The following is a 14,974-nucleotide window of genomic DNA, read 5'->3' as shown; positions in this document are numbered from 1 at the left end:
TGATATGCCTGTCAAGCATTTCATGTATAGAAACTAAGCATTTGCGATATCTTATGCGGCGTGCTAGAATTTCAGCTGTGAAGAGCGGAGAAAGGCGTGTGAAGGCGGCATGGAAGAAAAGCAGGCGTCCCGGGAAGCGGTGATTCAGATTTTGCAGGACGCCGGGTGTGAAAGCGAGTTGATCGAACGATATCTGCGGCTGCGTTCCCAGCATGCCTTCCGGGAGCAGAAAAAGCTGCTGAGAAAGCACCGGGCCGCCTTGCTGGAGGCGATCCACGGGGAACAGAAAAAACTGGACTGCCTGGATGACCTGCTGTATCTGCTGGAAAAAGAGAAAAGGGAAAATCCATAGAAACGGAGGAAAATACAATGATTTATAAGGATTTTCAGGGGAAAAAGCTTTCCGCCCTGGGTATGGGGGCCATGCGGCTGCCTACCAAAAACGGAGACGACGGCGTCATTGACACGGAGGCTGTGAAAGAAATGGTAGCCTACGCCATGGAGCAGGGGATCAATTACTACGATACCGCCTGGGGCTATCACAACGGGAATTCGGAGACCGTGCTGGGAAAGGCCCTGTCAGGTTATCCCCGGGAAAGCTTCTTTCTTGCCACCAAATTTCCCGGCTATGACCTTTCCAATATGCCGAAGGTTCAGGAGATTTTTGAAAAGCAGCTGGAAAAATGCGGCGTGGAATATTTCGATTTTTATCTCTTTCACAATGTTTGTGAAATGAATATCGACGCTTATCTGGACGAAGAGGCGTATGGGATCTATTCCTACCTGACGGAGCAGAAGAAAAAGGGAAGGATCCGCCATCTGGGCTTTTCGGCCCACGGCGGCTATGATGTGATCAAACGGTTTCTGGAGGCTTACGGAGACGGAATGGAGTTTTGCCAGCTTCAGCTGAACTATGTGGACTGGATCCTGCAGGACGCCAGGGCCAAGGTGGAGCTGCTGAAGGAATACGGGCTTCCCCTGTGGGTCATGGAGCCGGTGCGGGGCGGCAAGCTGGCGGCGCTGCCGGAAAGCGCGGAAAAAGCCTTAAAGGCCCTGCGCCCGGAGGAAACGATACCGGCCTGGGCCTTCCGATTCCTGCAAACGGTTCCCGGCGTAACGGTGACGCTTTCCGGCATGTCCAATTTCCGGCAGCTGCGGGAAAACATTGCCACCTTCTCGGAGGAGAAGCCCCTTTCGGAAACGGAATGGAACGCCCTTCTTTCCATCGCGAGCGGCATGATGGACGGAATCTTACCCTGTACCGCCTGCCGCTACTGTACCGGTCACTGTCCCAAGGGGCTGGATATCCCCTCGCTTTTGAGTCTTTACAACGAGCACAGCTTTACAGGCGGCGGATTTATCGCGCCCATGGCGCTGCAGGCGGTACCGGCGGAAAAGCAGCCCTCGGCCTGCATTGGGTGCGGAAGCTGTGAAAAGGTTTGCCCACAGCAAATTAAAATTTCGGAAGCGATGAAGGATTTTCAGAAGAAGCTGAAGCTTTCCTGAAAACAGTATTTTGAAAGAGAGGAATGCGGTTTATGAAAAGAAGGATCGCCTTGCTTTTTCTCCTTGCACTGCTGCTGCAAAGCACGGCATGCGCTTCGGGACTGAACGGAGGCAGGAAAGCGGACGGCTCGCAAAGCGTTCTTTCCGAACAGACCGTTTCTCAAAACACGGAAAGCGCTTTGCCGGAAAGCCGGGAAACTGGAGCCTCCGATGTTTTTGGCAGCGCTTTTTCCGATGTTCCCGCCGGGAGCTGGTACGGGGAGGCGGTGACCTATCTGCGGGAACAGGGACTTATGTACGGAACGACAGATACCACCTTTTCTCCCAACAGCTCTATGACCCGCGCCATGCTGGCAGCGGTGCTTTACCGTGCAGCGGGAAGCCCGGCGGTAACCGGAAGCTCCGGGTTTACGGATCTGCGGCCGGGAGCCTATTATGTAAACGGGATCTCCTGGGCGGCGCAGCGGCAGATCGTGGCGGGCTTCGGCAATGGGCGCTTTGGCCCGGAAGAGCGGGTCACCCGGGAACAGACGGCGGCGATCCTGTGGCGGTACGCGGGCTCGCCCAAGCCGGAAAACGCCCGGGCCTTCGCGGACGCCGCCTCCATTTCAGCCTGGGCGGCGGAGGCGGTAGGCTGGGCCAGAGAGCAGGGGATCGTCAGCGGGCGGGGACAGAACCATTTTGTCCCCAAAGCCCCCATTACCCGAGGGGAGCTGTGCGTTATGCTGTATCGTTATCTGAAGCCGGAAACGCCGTCTCCGTCTCCCGGAGAGAAGGAAGAGCCCGGGGCGCCGGGACCCTCCGCTGATAAAGCGGGCGGCTTTGATTTGGAAACGGGAACCGTGCTGCTGAACAGCGGCTATTCCATGCCAGTAAACGGGCTGGGAACCTACAGCCTTCACGGCGATACCTGTGTGAATTCCATCAAGGCCGCGCTGAAAAGCGGCGTCCGCCTGATCGATACGGCCTCTGCTTACGGAAACGAGGCGGAGGTGGGCCGGGCGATCCGGGAGGCCATGGCAGAGCAGGGGATCGAGCGGGAGGAAATTTTTGTGACCACAAAAATCTATCCCGGCACGGAAATGGCGGATCCGGAGCGGTTTATTCAGGCCTGTCTGGATCGGCTGGATATCGGTTATGTGGATCTGATGCTTCTGCATCACCCGGATCCCAACGACGTCAAGGCTTACCGGGCCATGGAAAAGCTGGCGGCGGAGGGGAAGATCCGCTCCATCGGGCTTTCCAACTGGTATGTGGAGGAGCTGGAAAGCTTCCTGCCCCAGGTTACCGTTACGCCCGCGCTGGTGCAGAATGAGATCCACCCCTATTATCAGGAAAATGACGTGATCCCCTATATCCAGGAAAAGGGGATTGTGGTACAGGGCTGGTACCCGCTGGGCGGGCGGGGCCATACGGCGGAGCTGCTGGACGATCCGGTGATTTCGGAAATCGCCCGGGCGCACGGGAAGTCTCCGGCCCAGGTGATCCTCCGCTGGAATCTGCAAAAGGGCGTGGCAGTGATTCCCGGCTCCTCTGACCCAGACCATATTCAGGAAAATACGGAGCTGTACGATTTTGAACTGACAGAGGAAGAGATGCGGCGTATTAATGCCCTGGACAGAAACGAAAAACACGATTGGTATTGAGGAGATAGTTATGCATTCCACCATGTTTTCCCGCGGATTGTGGAACCGGGATTTTGTACTGGTGCTGCTGATCAGCACCCTGGCTTCCTACCCCAACAGCATTTTCATTTCCCTGCTGCCGGTGTATGTGCTGGATCTGGGTGGAACCAACGCCCTGACCGGGCTGATGATGACCGGCCTTACTGTGCTGGGCATGGTCACCAGGGTGATCATAGCGCCCCTGATCGACAGGCTGGGGCGAAAAAAGCTGCTGGTGCTGGGCAGCGGGCTGTATGCCTTAAACGCTGTTCTCTTCTGCTTTACGAAAGATCTGAACACTCTGTTTTTCCTGCGGGTGCTGTGCGGGTTTACCCAGGGCGTGTTTTTCCCTGTGCCGCCCGCTATGGTATCGGACATTGCCCCGGAGGATCTGATGGTGGACGCCATCGGTTTTTTCGGCGTGTCCAGCTCCGTCACCTTTGCCGTTGCCCCCACGATCGGGCTTTGGGTTTACAATACCTTCGGCGCGGTGACTATGTTCCTTTCCGCTGCTGTGCTGGGGCTGACTGCCTTTATGCTGTCCTTCTTTGTCCGGGATCATTATCGCCGCCCGGAAAGCAGGGGAGAAGAAAGGAAGCCAGAGCGGGAGAAGACAGGCTCCGGGCTGAAGGGAAGCCTTTTGGTCCTGATTTTGCTGCCCTCCGCCGTGAATCTTTTTGCCTTGACGAGTAAATCCGCTATAGACAGCTTCCTCACTCCCTGCGGCCTGAGCCGCGGGCTGGAGCAGATCAGCCTGTACTTCCTTGTGAATAACCTGACGGTGATTTGCGCCCGGCTGCTGATGGGACGTGTGATCTCGCGCTTCTCCAAGCGTGCCTGCGTTTTCACCGGCCTGCTGCTGGCGGCGGGCGGAACCGCTTTGATCGCGGTTTTCCACCGCATGCTGCTGATGCTGATTTCCGCCGTTTTGACCGGCGTCGGGATCACGGCGGTCACCCAGCTTTTGCAGGCGGAGGTGATGCTCACCATTCCCGGAGAGCGCCGGGGCGTTGCCAACACGGCCTTTATGCTGGCGGGCGATATCGGCGGAGGGATCAGCGTCATGCTGTGGGGCGTTCTTTCCGCAAGCGCCGGGTATACGGCGACCTACCTGGCGGCCGGGGGAACCGTCCTTTTCGGATTTCTGTTCCATGCCGCATACTGGAAAAAACGAAAGCTCTAAATTTTTCGAAAACTTTGTGAAAGTGGCTTGCTTTTCTTTGCTCAGTTGGTATAATAGCCTCGTATCTCACCCGGCCTGACCGGGAGATTTGGAGAGGAAGCCTATGACACATCGCGAGCGTTTTATTAAAACCCTGAGGTGCGAGCCCATCGGCGGCCAGGTACCCACCTTTGAGCTGGTGTTTTTCCTGACCATGGAGGCCTTCGGCAAGGTGCACGATTCCCAGCGGCATTACGCCCAGTGGAAGCAGATGAGCCGGACAGAGCGGAACCTGCACATGAACGAAATGGCCCAGCTCTATCTCGATATCGCCAAGCGGTACGATCACAGCGCCATCTTCGTGCAGCCGAACCCCGGAGACCTGGAGAGCACCCAGTGGCTTTTGGAGCTGATTCGGGAAAAAAGCGGAGACGAGTATTACATCATGATGCACGGCGACCCCACCTGGTCCATTCCCGATGGGGACCACATGATGGAATTCTCCGAGCAGATGTATGAGGAGCCGGAAAAGCTCAATGAGATCTCCAAGCGCCGGCTGGAGGAGTGCCTGGAAACCGCCGCGAAGCTTCATCAGATGGGACATCTGGTGGACGGCTTCACCATGTGCGCCGATTACTGCTTTAACACGAACCCCTTCTTCAGCCCGGAAAAATTTGATGAGCTGATCGTTCCCTACCTGCGGGACGTGATCGCCGGGTATCGGGAAATGGGCTATTACACCATCAAGCATACCGACGGCAACATCATGCCCATTGTCAAGCAGATGGCCGATTGTAAGCCCGATGCCATTCATTCCCTGGATCCCCAGGGCGGCGTGACGATCCCCGAGGTGCGGAAGATCGTTGGGCCGGATATTGCTTTGGTGGGTAACGTAAGCTGTGCTCTGCTGCAAACCGGCACGGACGAGGAATGCCGGGAAGACGTGCTGCGTTCTCTGCGGGAGGGTATGGCGAACGGCCGGGGCTATGTGTTCTCCACCTCCAACTGCGCCTATACCGGCCTGCCCCTGGAGCGGTATGAAATGATGATCGATATCTGGCGCAAGTATGGCAATTACGAGGATTACGAAAAAAATTTTGGACAGAACGATTGATGCAATTTCCTTTGAGAGACGATTTGAAAAGAATTTCTGAAAATTTTTCTTGCATTTTTTCGCAGAGTGTGCTAAAATTACTTAGTTCAAAGCCTGCAAAAGCTTAGCCTTTGAAATCAGAGTATCGTCCGTAAAGAGGTGAAACCCAGAATGAAGCAGAATATACATCCCGACTATCAGGAGACCACCATCACCTGCGCTTGCGGCAACGTGATCAAAACACGTTCCACCAAGAAGGATATCAAGGTCGAAATATGTTCAAAGTGCCACCCGTTCTTTACGGGCAAGCAGAAGCTGGTAGATACCAGCGGCCGCGTGGATATGTTTAAGAAGCGTTACGGCATGACGGACAAAAAGTAAGAAAAGTTGACGGGCGGCGCGATTTGCGCCGCCCGTTCAGGCTGTCGATAAACCCTCTAACCGTAAGAAACGGAAGGGGGAAGAGTGTGAGAGGGGACCATCAGGGTCCCTCTCTCGCGTTTCAATCAGAACTTCTTGCGGAAATCTTTGATTTCCGCAAGAAGTTTGAGCGTGGCGAAAAGCTTTTTTCGACACGCTCACGGGCGGCGCGATTTGCGCCGCCCGTTGTTCCGTAAAGGGAGGGGAAAAGCGCCATGGAGTATCTTACGGTAAAGGAAGAGGGGCGGGACGAGTTTGTGGAAAAGAAGTCCCGCTTTATCGGCTCCTGCCGCCCGGTAAAAACCGAGGAGGAGGCCCTGAGCTTTATCGCGGCCCTGAAAACGAAATATTGGGACGCTTCCCACAATGTGTACGCGTACATTCTCCGCGAAAGCGGCGTTCAGCGGTTTTCCGACGACGGCGAGCCACAAGGCACGGCAGGAATTCCTGTGCTGGACACCCTGAAGAAAGCGGGTGTCACCGATACGGTAGTGGTGGCCACCCGGTATTTCGGCGGTATTCTGCTGGGCGGGGGCGGCCTGATCCGCGCCTATTCCCATACGGCCTCCATCGCCCTTTCGGCGGCAAAAAAGATCACCATGCGGGAATGCCTGCTGCTGTCCGTCTCCTGTGACTATTCCTCTTACGGCAGAGTGCAGGGCGTGATCCCGGAAAACGGCGGTGTGATAGACGATACGGAATTTCTGGAAGACGTTACCATTCGGTTCCACCTGGCCCCGGAGTCCCTGGGGGCCCTGGAAAAACGCCTGGCCGACGCCACCGCTGGAACCTGTGTGCTCCGGGAAGAGGGAAAGCGCTTCTTTGAATTTACCGAAGCGTAAGGGCGATGAGAAATGAGCAATGAGCAATTAAAAAGGCAAAAGCAGAGTCGCTGAATTGGAGTTGGCGGCGGGGCACGCATTTTCCTTCTGTCATTTTGAGCGAAGCGAAGAATCTCGCCCTTATAACGAAAAGCAAAAGACGAGATCCTTCGTCACTGCGTTCCTCAGGATGACAATGGGGGACTGTGTGCAAAACTATCATTTACCCCTCTATCCCTGCCCTTCATCCAGCATCTAGAATCTGGCATCCAGCAGCAAAAAGGGTTCCTTGCAGAAAACTGCAAGGAACCCTCTTTGCTGCATTTCCAAACGTGGAAACGCTCTATTTCGCCAACGTGCTTTCCAGCAGAGCATAGGTCTCCGTCATTTGGGGCCATATCCGGAGCACCCAAGCCTCGGCGTACTCGGAATAGAGTCTCAGCTCTTTTCCTTTGGCGGGCTCCGCGTGATCCAGCACGCCGCCCCGGGCGGTAAAGGGGGCTCCGTAAGCGTATCGCAGCTCATAAACCTGCTGAACGCCTTTTTCCTCTTCAAGCCGGTTGAAATCCTTCCAAGTGGGCAGCCTTTCATGCTCCAGGTCACTTCTCAAGGCCGCTTCCAGCTTCTCTGGAAAGTTCTTTGGCAGGCTGGAAACGCGCACCGGATTTTCCCCAGGCTTTCTGGTTTCATAGCTCAGCCTGGTATAGGTCGCTTCCATGTTTTGATAGCCGTGAAGCTCGGTCTCCTTCTGCTCGGCGGCCGGATCCAATTTGATTTTTTCTATGCCGCTCAGGGCGTCGATGGCGCATACCGGCAGCATGCCGCTGATCAGCTCCTCTGAGGTGGCGAGCTCATTGGCCAGGGCAGCGCATTCCTCATACAAAGCGTCTGTCTCTTCTGTGTGCCGGCCTTGATAGGAGCAGTTCCATGTGGAGATATCCCTTGTGCCGTAAAGAGTAAGGGCAAAGCCGTTTCGGCGTTCGTAGGCTCTGCGGCCCGGCAGGTAGGGGTACTGGTTGGCCCGTTCCAGCGCGATCCATTTTTCCTGTAAGTTTTTTACCTTTTCCAGCAGCTCCGGGCTGTATGCTTCGGCTTCAAATCTGTAACAGGCGGCCGAAGAGAGATCTTCCCGGGATACCTCCCCTGTTTCGGCCAGCATGGAGTAAGTGTGGAAATCGTTTCTCCCAAAGAATTCTCCCTCTAGGCGAACCGCGTTGACGGCTTCCATTTCGGTAGGCATATCCAGCCCCAGGCCGGTAGACACCGCCCCCAGGGCGCAAACGGTGACCGCCAGGGGAACCAGCAATGCCGGAAGGTGCTTTTTCAGCCGTCTGACGCTTCTGTGGTACAAAAGCTCGGTGAAAAGCCACGCAAAAAGCAGGGCCAGGGCAATAGAGCCCAGTACCAGGGGAATCCCGAAGGTACCGAAAAATCCGTTGCCGCTGACATAGCCGCCCTCCAGCTCCACTTCCGGAATCCAATCTGTGGTGCTCATGCTCTCCACGGCCTGACCGATGAAGGCGGCCGCCAGCAGCGCCGCTTCCGTTCTCACTGCCAGCTCCAGAGGCTTGCGGGTAGAAAAGGTTCCAGTCGTTTCGCTTCCCCGGCGGCGGTACAGCGCCCGCCCGCCAAGGGCCAGCACCACGGCGGCCAGGGCCCAGTAAACCAGCTCCCAGATTAGCGGTTTGGAGATTCCGCTTTGGAACAGGGCTACCGGCGGGGACAAAACCTGAATCAGGCTCTTTTCCAGCAGACCGGGAAGAGAACCCACCGGCAGGGTGTGCGACATGAGAACAAGAAAGCAGGCGATTCCGATGGGCCAGCAGACGGAAAGCAGAAAGGTATTCACCGCATAGCTCAGTAGGCCGCCGCTGCCTGCCGCGATCAGGCAGAAAAACAGAAATACCGCCGCTCCCAGAAGCATCAGAGAAATTGAGAAGAAGCCCAGGGCGCCCAGATGCAGGCCGGTATCAGGAATGCACAGAAGCTGCCTTGTACTCAGGGAAAGAACCAGCGGCGCCCACAGGGAGATCAGCCCGGCCAGAAGGGCGGTCAAGTACCAGCTTCCCCTGGAAACCGGCAGGGCATACATGGTATCGGCCTGCCGGCGGCTGAAGCATTCGCCCAACAGCAGCAGAGGAGCTATGGCGGAAAAGGCAATGATCGGAACCGTCATGGCGATCAGATTATCTGAAACAAAGTGATGGGGAGGCCAGCAGCCGAAAATCATTTCCACCGCGGCATAGAGCAGCGTCAGGGGCAGGCATTTGCGCAGCTGCCACCGAAGCACGGTGAAAAATTCCCTTTTGGAATTGCTTTTATCCGAGAATATTGTCGATGTCATAACCGGCCGCCTCCATTTCACTGATAAATACCTCTTCCAGAGAGAGGGGTATGCTTTCCCGGAACGTGGGGGAGAACTGATCCAGGGCTTCCAGAATTTCCTCTTCCCGGCCCCGTGCCACAAAGGTCAGCATGGAGCCGTTCTTTTCACTGCTTGTAATACAGATCTTTTCCTTCAGCGCGGAAATCTCCGGCATTTCCCGAAACACCGCCTGGAACCGGTGCAGGCACAGGCTCATTTCGTCCAGCTCCTGCTCCAGCACCAGCCCGCCCTTGTGCAGCAGCGCCAGGGAATCGCAGAAGTCTTCCATTTCCCGCAGGTTGTGGGAAGCCAGCACCACCGTCATTCGGCGGTCTGCCACCTCGTCCGCCAGCACCTTTTTCGTCAGGTGCCGTACCACCGGGTCAAGCCCGTCGAAAAGCTCATCTAAAAGCAGGAGCTCCGGCCGGGAGCCGAGGGCCAGAAGGATCCCCGCCTGACGGCGGTTTCCCTTACTCAGCGTGCCAAGCCTTGCTTTTTCATTTACCGGGAACAGCTTGCACAGCCGCCCGAAATACCCTTCGTCCCAGGTGGGATAAAGCCCGGAAAAGCGCTTTCCCAGCTCCAAAATTGAGCTTTGCGGGGGCAGCCACAGATCGTCCGCTAAAAACCGCAGCCGCGCTTTCAGCGCCTGGTTTTCCCATACCGGCTGGCCATCGACCAGCGCTTCTCCAGCGGTAGGCCGGTATACGCCCGCCAGAATTCGCAGCAGGGTGGATTTTCCCGCCCCGTTGGAGCCGATCAGCCCGAAAATACTGCCGGTATTCACAGAAAGCGTAAGTCCGTTCAGTGCCAAAATATCGCCAAATGCCTTTTGCAGGCCTTTGAGTTCTATCATTTCCCGTTCCCTCCTTTATGGTCGTTTTCGGAAAGCTGTTCCGGCGCTTCCGAAACAGCCGAAAGGGCCTTTTTTACCGTTTGGTTGATCTCCTTCGGTGAAACGCCGCACTCCAAGCCCTCCAAAAGGGCGCTTTCCAGTTTTTCCAGTGCTTCCCGGCGGCGTTTCTCCTGAAGGCTTTCGCCGCTTACGAGAAAGGATCCCTTTCCCGGCAGGGAATGGATGATCCCGTCCCGCTCCAGCATGGAATACGCTTTTTGAACCGTGTTGGGATTGATCCCCAACTCCCGCGCCACCCATCGCACAGAGGGCAGCTGCCCGGTTTCCCCAAAAGCGCCGGCGGCTCCCAGCTTCACTACGCTGCGGCAGATCTGCTCGGAAATAGGTATTCCGCTTTTATAATCAATGGAAAACACCGCGTCACCTCCATCTGTATTATTTGTACTAGTACAGTTGGATTATACGCCCTGCTTTTTAGGCTGTCAAGGGGAAAGGAGAAAAAATTGAAAAAATTTCAGCTTTGGAAAAGTATTTTTCCCGAAAAAAGCGTATAAAGAAACAGAAAGGCTGAGAAGAATCACAACAGCAAAACGCCGGAGGGGAGGCTGCATGATGACGGTGCGTGAGGAAACACAAAGGTTGGAGCGGGAAACATTGTCGCCCTGGGCGGCCTTTTCCGACGCCACAAAGGGCAGGGAACGCCCGGAAGAGGAATGCCAGCTGCGCACTCCCTACCAGCGGGACCGGGACCGGATCATTCATTGCAAGTCCTTTCGGCGCTTAAAGCATAAAACTCAGGTGTTCCTGGCTCCCGAAGGCGACCATTACCGTACCCGGCTTACCCATACCCTGGAGGTTTCGCAGATCGCCAGAACCATCGCCAGAGCTCTGCGGCTCAATGAGGATCTCACCGAGGCCGCCGCTCTTGCCCACGATCTGGGGCACACGCCTTTCGGCCATGCCGGTGAGCGGGCGTTAAACGCCGTGATGGACGGGGGCTTTCGCCATTACGAGCAAAGCGTCCGGGTGGTGGATCGCCTGGAAAAGGACGGCCGGGGCCTGAACCTGACCTATGAGGTGCGCAACGGAATTTTGTGCCACACCGCCGGTACAGAGGCCGATACCGCCGAGGGGAAGATCATTCGCTGGGCGGATAAGATCGCCTACATAAACCACGATATTGACGACGCCATTCGGGCGGGAGTCATGCGGGAAAGAGATATTCCCCGGCGCATTACCAGGGTGCTGGGAGATTCCAAAACAAAGCGGATCACCACCCTGATCAAAGCTGTGGTGGAAAACAGCTTTGATGGACGCGTCGATATGGACGAGGAAACCTTTCAGGCCTACGATGAGTTGAGCGCCTTTATGTTTGAGGCGGTCTATCTGAACGAGTACGCCAAGAAAGAGGAAAAGAAGGTTCCCCATATCGTCCAAAGCCTGTTTGCCCATTTCCTGAACCCCGACCATCTGCCGGATTATATGAAGGAGATCGCCGAACGGGAGGGAAAGGAAACGGCCGCCTGTGATTATGTGGCGGGTATGACTGACCACTATGCCGTGGCCTGCTATGAGGATCTCTTCATTCCGAAAGCCTGGAATTTATCGGATTAAAATGTAACATCCAGTATCTAAAATCAAGCAAAGGAGGAACTGATATGCCCTTCCCGCCGGAATTTCTGCGGGAACTGGATTCCCGCAGCCCCATTGCCGATATCGCTTCCTCCTATGTGGATCTGAAGCGGCGGGGGAAAACACTTTTGGGGCTGTGCCCCTTCCACAATGAGAAAACGCCCTCCTTCAATATTTATCCGGAAAATAATTCCTTTTACTGTTTTGGCTGCAATAAGGGAGGGGGCGTGTTCCAGTTCGTCATGGGCGTGGAAAACCTGGCCTTTCCCGACGCGGTGCGGTGGCTTGCCCAGCGGGCGGGCATGACCGTGCCGGAGGACGGCGTGGACGACAGCATGTCCCGGCTGCGCACCAGAATTTTGGAAATCAACCGGGAAGCGGGCCGCTTCTTTTATAAAACACTTTCCACGCCGGAGGGAAAGGCGGGGCTTGCCTATTTGCGGGGCCGGGGGCTGGATCCTCAAACGATCCGCCGGTTCGGCCTGGGTTATGCGCCGGACAGCGGTTTCGCTTTAGTAAACCACCTGAAGGCAAAGGGCTATACCCAGGAGGAAATGACGGCGGCGGACGTGGCCCGGATTTCCCAGCGGGGCCACCCATACGACAGATACCGGGGCCGCGTGATGTTCCCCATTTTTGACCTTCGGGGAAACGTGGTGGCCTTCGGCGGCCGGGTGCTTACCGATGAAAAGCCCAAATACATCAATACCACGGACACGCCGGTGTATCACAAAAGCAGCGGGCTGTTCGCCATGAACTTGGCGAAGGATTCCGGCTCCCGGCAGCTGATTCTGGCGGAGGGCTATATGGACGTGATCGCCCTGCACCGGGCGGGTTTTTCCAATGCCATCGCTTCCCTGGGCACCTCTCTCACGGAGGAACAGGCCAGGATCATTCGGCGCTACGCGGACGAGGCGGTGATCTGCTACGATTCCGACGAGGCGGGGCAAAGGGCCACCCAGCGGGCGATCCCCATTTTGAAAAACACCGGGCTCCGGGTGCGGGTGATCACGGTGCCGGGCAATAAGGACCCGGACGAATTCATGAAAACCTACGGCGCGGAGGGACCCCTTCGTTTCAAACAGCTTCTGGAGGCGGGCGGAAACGATACGGAGTACCGGCTGGAAAAAATAAAGGCGAAATACGATCTTTCCACAGAGGACGAAAAGCTTCGCTACCTGCGGGACGCCTCGGAAAACGTGCTGGCAAAGCTGGACAAAATGGAGCGCGATGTGTACGCGGGCCGGCTTTCCCAGGAAACCGGGGTGGGAAAGGACAGTATTTTGGATACCGTCGGGCGGCTGGCGGCCCAGGAAAATCGAAAAAAGAAGCGGGAGCTGATCCGTTCCCAGCAGCAGGTCACGGCCGCCCGTTCCGCGTTAAACACGGAAAAAGAGAAAAATTTGAAAGCGGCTTTGGCGGAAGAGAGCGTGATCGCGTTTTTGTTCCGGCATCAGGATAAGGCCCGGGAGCTGCGGGAAAAACTGCCGCCGGAAAAGTTCGTGACAGACTGGAATCGCAGAGTATACGCCATTTTGTTGGGGAAAACTATATATGGCGACGTTTCTCTCACCGATTTTTTTGAGGAGCTCACCCAGGATGAGGTATCGGAGCTGACCCGCATTTTGACCGAGCGGAGCGATGCTCCTCCTACCTGGGCGGATGTGGAAGAATATATGCGGATCATTTTGCACGAGCGGGGCTTTTCTGACCCGAAGAAAGTACAAAACGCCTCACCAGAAGAACTGAAACAGTATTTCGATGAGTTGAGAAAACAGAAGTGAGAAACGGAGCCCCGCGGAAAGCGGGGCGGCCGGGGAAATTAGAAAGGAATGGTAATAATGGGAGCACAGCCGGATAAGAAAACGGTGATCAGAGATCTGTTGGAGATCGGAAAAAGCAAGGGCCAGCTCAGCACCAAGGAAATTCTGGACGCGTTGGGCGAGTTGGAATTTGACCCGGAGCATATTGAGAAATTTTACGATACGCTGGAATCACAAGGCGTGGAGATCGTGGAGGATTTTGATGATATCCAGCTGGACGACGCGGAGCTGGTCAAGGAGGTGGAAACCACCGATGTGTCCGATCCCGGCCTGGGAGTGGACGGCGTTTCCATCGGAGACCCGGTAAAGGTCTATTTGAAGGAGATCGGGCGGGTGCCGCTGCTCACCCCGGACGAGGAGGTAGAGCTGGCGGTGCGCATCTCTGCTGGAGATGAAGCGGCCAAAAAGCGGCTGAGCGAGGCGAACCTCCGCCTGGTGGTCAGCATTGCCAAGCGGTATCTGGGCCGCGGCATGCAGTTTCTCGACCTGATCCAGGAGGGCAATCTGGGTCTGATCAAGGCGGTGGAGAAATTTGACTATACCAAAGGCTTCAAGTTTTCCACCTACGCCACCTGGTGGATCCGCCAGGCCATTACCAGGGCTATCGCCGATCAGGCCAGAACCATTCGGATCCCCGTGCATATGGTGGAGACGATCAATAAAGTAAAAAAGGTATCCAGCCAGCTGCTGCACGCTAACGGCAGGGAGCCCAGCGCTGAGGAGATCGCCGAGGAGCTGGACATGCAGGTGGAAAAGGTGCGGGAGATCATGCGGGTAGCCCAGGAGCCCGTTTCCCTGGAAACCCCCATCGGCGAGGAGGAGGACAGCCACCTGGGAGATTTTATTCCCGATGACGACGCCCCCGCCCCGGTGGACGCGGCCTCCCATACGCTGCTGAAGGAAACTCTGAACAACGTGCTGGATTCCCTGACCCCCCGGGAAGAAAAGGTGCTCCGCCTCCGGTTCGGTCTGGAGGACGGGCGCTCCCGCACCCTGGAGGAAGTGGGGAAGGAGTTCAATGTGACCCGAGAGCGGATCCGGCAGATCGAGGCCAAAGCCCTCAGAAAGCTGCGCCACCCCAGCCGGAGCAAGCGGCTGAAGGATTTTCTGGACTAAGCCGCTAATTTGTGAATGAGCAATGAGAAATTGAAGAGCAGGGTCAGAGTTCGCTAATAAATTGGAATTTGGCGGACTAATAATTAGCACTAACTTCTTGCCTTTCTCGCCTGTCGGCTCGGTTGCTGTGCCCCGGTGGGGCACGCCCAGCAACGACCGAAGCGACAGCTGAGAACGGTTCGCACCAGCGTCCCAGTGGGACGCGCTCACCCCTGAATAGGGGAAGAAGGTTGCTTTGCAACCTTCTGGGATCACCGTTAGGTGGTGGAGAGGTTCCAGCTCGCTATAAACCAGCACAAAACCTGCATTTTTCACCTTTCTGTCGGAACCCCTCAGTCACGGCTTTGCCGTGACAGCTTTCTACGCTTCGCTTCGGTTGCTGTGCCCCGCCGGGGCACAGCTCCCCTTTCAGGGGTGAGCGCGTCCCGGTGGGGGGAAGGTCTCCAGTGGAGAACTCAGCTGTCGCTTCAGACATTGCTGAACGTGCCCCACTGGGGCACAGCAACCGCTCTGACC

Annotated in this window: 13 protein-coding genes; 10 read left to right on the top strand and 3 right to left on the bottom strand. The window is 56.3% G+C overall.

Going from position 1 to position 14,974, the window contains the following annotated elements; translation table 11 throughout:
- Positions 1–109 precede the first annotated feature (109 nt).
- The 7 genes from U8T64_RS03275 (at position 110) to U8T64_RS03245 (ending at position 6,687) form a co-directional block, all read left to right on the top strand.
- Positions 110–352 (top strand): hypothetical protein, encoded by a 243-nt coding sequence (locus U8T64_RS03275; RefSeq protein ID WP_322180925.1) that lies wholly within the window; start codon positions 110–112, stop codon positions 350–352.
- Between the two features lie 17 nt (positions 353–369).
- Positions 370–1,506 carry an aldo/keto reductase gene (locus U8T64_RS03270; RefSeq protein ID WP_322180923.1) on the top strand — a complete coding sequence of 379 codons (1,137 nt, stop codon included), beginning with the start codon at positions 370–372 and terminating at the stop codon, positions 1,504–1,506.
- 32 nt (positions 1,507–1,538) lie between these two features.
- Positions 1,539–3,152, top strand: coding sequence for an aldo/keto reductase (locus U8T64_RS03265; RefSeq protein ID WP_322180921.1), 1,614 nt, complete (start codon positions 1,539–1,541; stop codon positions 3,150–3,152).
- Positions 3,115–4,353 carry an MFS transporter gene (locus tag U8T64_RS03260; RefSeq protein WP_322180919.1) on the top strand — a complete coding sequence of 413 codons (1,239 nt, stop codon included), beginning with the start codon at positions 3,115–3,117 and terminating at the stop codon, positions 4,351–4,353. The genes U8T64_RS03265 and U8T64_RS03260 overlap by 38 nt, the downstream gene beginning before the upstream one ends.
- 103 nt (positions 4,354–4,456) lie before the next feature.
- Positions 4,457–5,446 carry a uroporphyrinogen decarboxylase family protein gene (locus U8T64_RS03255; RefSeq protein WP_322180917.1) on the top strand — a complete coding sequence of 330 codons (990 nt, stop codon included), beginning with the start codon at positions 4,457–4,459 and terminating at the stop codon, positions 5,444–5,446.
- 150 nt (positions 5,447–5,596) lie between these two features.
- Complete coding sequence (gene rpmE, locus U8T64_RS03250; RefSeq protein WP_322180916.1) at positions 5,597–5,806, top strand: 50S ribosomal protein L31; 210 nt, start codon at positions 5,597–5,599, stop codon at positions 5,804–5,806.
- 254 nt (positions 5,807–6,060) lie between these two features.
- Positions 6,061–6,687 carry an IMPACT family protein gene (locus U8T64_RS03245; RefSeq protein ID WP_322180914.1) on the top strand — a complete coding sequence of 209 codons (627 nt, stop codon included), beginning with the start codon at positions 6,061–6,063 and terminating at the stop codon, positions 6,685–6,687.
- A gap of 322 nt (positions 6,688–7,009) precedes the next feature.
- Here U8T64_RS03245 and U8T64_RS03240 read toward each other — a convergent pair whose 3' ends face one another.
- Genes U8T64_RS03240 through U8T64_RS03230 form a run of 3 tightly spaced genes read right to left on the bottom strand, consistent with a single transcriptional unit; the run spans position 7,010 to position 10,303 of the window.
- The gene (locus U8T64_RS03240; protein WP_322180911.1) at positions 7,010–9,010 is read right to left on the bottom strand and encodes a hypothetical protein; all 2,001 of its coding nucleotides are present in this window, start codon (positions 9,008–9,010) and stop codon (positions 7,010–7,012) included.
- Positions 8,985–9,887, bottom strand: a complete 903-nt coding sequence (locus tag U8T64_RS03235; protein ID WP_322180909.1) for an ATP-binding cassette domain-containing protein — start codon at positions 9,885–9,887, stop codon at positions 8,985–8,987. Before U8T64_RS03235 ends, U8T64_RS03240 begins: the two co-directional genes overlap by 26 nt.
- The gene (locus U8T64_RS03230) at positions 9,884–10,303 is read right to left on the bottom strand and encodes a GntR family transcriptional regulator (protein ID WP_322180907.1); all 420 of its coding nucleotides are present in this window, start codon (positions 10,301–10,303) and stop codon (positions 9,884–9,886) included. The genes U8T64_RS03235 and U8T64_RS03230 overlap by 4 nt, the downstream gene beginning before the upstream one ends.
- Positions 10,304–10,499: 196 nt before the next feature.
- On the opposite strand from U8T64_RS03230, the gene U8T64_RS03225 reads away from it, so the two are divergent.
- Genes U8T64_RS03225 through rpoD form a run of 3 tightly spaced genes read left to right on the top strand, consistent with a single transcriptional unit; the run spans position 10,500 to position 14,458 of the window.
- On the top strand, positions 10,500–11,501 hold the full coding sequence (locus tag U8T64_RS03225; protein WP_322182004.1) for a deoxyguanosinetriphosphate triphosphohydrolase: 1,002 nt from the start codon (positions 10,500–10,502) through the stop codon (positions 11,499–11,501).
- A gap of 44 nt (positions 11,502–11,545) precedes the next feature.
- Positions 11,546–13,303 (top strand): DNA primase, encoded by a 1,758-nt coding sequence (gene dnaG, locus U8T64_RS03220; RefSeq protein ID WP_322180905.1) that lies wholly within the window; start codon positions 11,546–11,548, stop codon positions 13,301–13,303.
- A 57-nt stretch (positions 13,304–13,360) separates the two neighbouring features.
- The gene (gene rpoD / locus U8T64_RS03215; RefSeq protein ID WP_322180903.1) at positions 13,361–14,458 is read left to right on the top strand and encodes an RNA polymerase sigma factor RpoD; all 1,098 of its coding nucleotides are present in this window, start codon (positions 13,361–13,363) and stop codon (positions 14,456–14,458) included.
- Positions 14,459–14,974 lie beyond the last annotated feature (516 nt).

Origin of the sequence: Neglectibacter caecimuris, assembly GCF_034335015.1 — a bacterium.
Taxonomy (GTDB): Bacteria; Bacillota; Clostridia; order Oscillospirales; family Acutalibacteraceae; genus Acutalibacter; species Acutalibacter caecimuris_A.
This window is presented reverse-complemented; position numbering and strand designations above follow the sequence as displayed.